This is a genomic window from Sphingobium subterraneum, assembly GCF_014199435.1.
Lineage (GTDB): Bacteria > Pseudomonadota > Alphaproteobacteria > Sphingomonadales > Sphingomonadaceae > Sphingobium > Sphingobium subterraneum.
The window spans coordinates 1-2,209 of sequence record NZ_JACIJP010000026.1 but is presented as its reverse complement, the minus strand read 5'-3'; the positions used below and the strand labels follow the sequence as shown (position 1 = coordinate 2,209).

Genomic DNA, 2,209 nt, shown 5'->3' with positions numbered 1-2,209 from the left:
GGCCCAGTCGGCCCGAAGCTGCGATTTTGGTCATCTTGGAGAACACGTCGGGAACGGGCTGGTTGTTGTTGACGATCGCCCATGCGAGGAACGACGTTCCGCTCCGATAAGGGAGCGGCGTTATGAGCCTTGGCGTTTCGAGTGGGGATCTGATCGGCTCCTGGAGCCTGAGTTTTTCGGACATCGCGTTCGTGACCGGCAAAGCGGAGACGGCACGACTGGGATTGGCGGTTCAGCTTAGATTTTTCGCCGGGCATGGCTTCTTTGTGCCGGATCATGCGTCGATACCCTCCGACGGTGTCTTGTATCTGGCGGAGCAACTTGGTCTCGATGCCAAATCCGTGAACCACTATGATTTTTCCGGGCGCACCGCCCGCCGGCATTGCGCGGAGATTTTGCGGCATCTCGGGTTCCGCCGTATGACGCAGACGGATCGCAGGGCGTTGTCGAGGTGGATTTCCGACGATCTTTGTGCGGGCGGGCAGCCGATCAATGCCATGCTCGAGCATGTTTTCCTGTGGTGCCGCGACCGCCGTATCTATGGGCCGTCGCGCAAGGAGCTGGAACGCCTCGTCCGTTCGCAACGACACCTCTATCTGGAGGCCCTGTTGGCCCGAGTCCGCGATCGGCTTGCGCCGGATGCGGTCGCCTTGCTGGAAGCCTCGCTCGCCGATCCCGATGGCCCGACCGGCTTCAACACGATGAAGGGGGATGCAGGTCAGGCGACGCTCGAAAACATTCTTGGCGTGACCGCCAAACTCGCCTTTATCCAACGGCTTGCTCTTCCCCGAGATTTCCTATCGGTCACGGGCAAGGCATGGGTCGATCAGATCGTTCGCCGGGTTGCCGGCGAGAAAGCCTCGGAGATGCGCCGGCATGTACCGGCGCGCCAGCTCGGGCTCTATGCCGTTTATCTGATGGCGCGGGAAGCTCAGCTTACGGATGCGATGGTCGACCTGCTGATCGAGACGGTCCATAAGATCGGATCGCGCTCGAAACGCAAGGTGGTGGGCGATATCGCGAAAGACATCGAGCGGGTCTATGGCAAGGAGCGACTCCTGGTCGAGATTGCCAGCGCTTCGATCGACGATCCATCCGGGCGCATCTGCGATGTCATTTTCCCAATCGCCGGCAAGGACAAACTGGCGGCGATCATCAAGGAAAGCCAGGCAAAGGGCGCCTTGGATCGGCGGATCTACAAGGTGATGCGGAGGTCATGGGCCAATCATTATCGCCGTATGCTGCCAAGCCTGCTTTCGGCACTGGAGTTCCGGTCGAACAACGCCGTGTGGCGTCCGGTGCTGGCGGCCCTGGACTGGATCAGAAGCAAAGTGGATGATGGATGCCGCTACGTGCCGCCGCACGCAGTGCCGGTCGACGAGGTCATTCCGGCGAGATGGCGCAGTTCCGTCATTGATGAAGAGGGGCGCGTAAACCGGATCAGTTATGAGCTTTGTGTCCTCGCGCAACTGCGCGATCGCATCCGTTCTAAGGAAATCTGGGTTGTCGGGGCGGACCGATACCGCAATCCCGATGACGATCTTCCCAAGGACTTCGATGCGCGGCGAGAAGCATATTACACAGGATTGAACCTGACGGCGGATGCGCGTGCATTTTCAAGCGCCATCCGGGAAGAGCTTGCTCAGGAACTGTTGCTCCTCAATGCCAATATTCCCCGGAACGACAAGGTTCGGCTGCTGTGGCGCGGCGAGAACCGTATATCTCTCACCCCGTTCAAACCCTTGCCCGAACCCAGGGGTCTCGCCTCGATCAAGACCGAGATCGGCCAACGCTGGCCGATGACCGGGCTGCTCGACGTACTGAAGGAGGCTGCCCTTGATACGGGACTTCTCGAAGCGTTCGAAACATCGGCCTCGCGTGTTGCACTGCCGAAAACCGCGCTGGATCAACGTCTCCTGCTATGCCTCTACGGCCTGGGAACGAATGCCGGGCTCAAGCGGATCGCCGGCGCCACCCCCGATGTCAGCTATGAAGAGCTGCTGCATGTCCATCGCCGCTTCGTTCATGCCGCGGCGCTCAAGGAGGCGTGTGCCAGGGTTGCGAATGCGACCCTGGCAATCCGCAATGCTGCAGTCTGGGGGGACGCCGGCACGGCCTGTGCGTCAGATTCCACAAAGTTCGGAGCCTGGGATCGCAACCTGATGACGGAATGGCATGCGCGTTATGGTGGACGGGGCGTCATGATCTA

Annotated in this window: 1 protein-coding gene; it reads left to right on the top strand. The window is 60.4% G+C overall.

The window, feature by feature from the left end; genetic code table 11:
* Positions 1-122 precede the first annotated feature (122 nt).
* Positions 123-2,209 (top strand): Tn3 family transposase (locus FHS92_RS18000; RefSeq protein WP_184081939.1); only part of this gene is annotated, 2,087 nt, incomplete at its 3' end.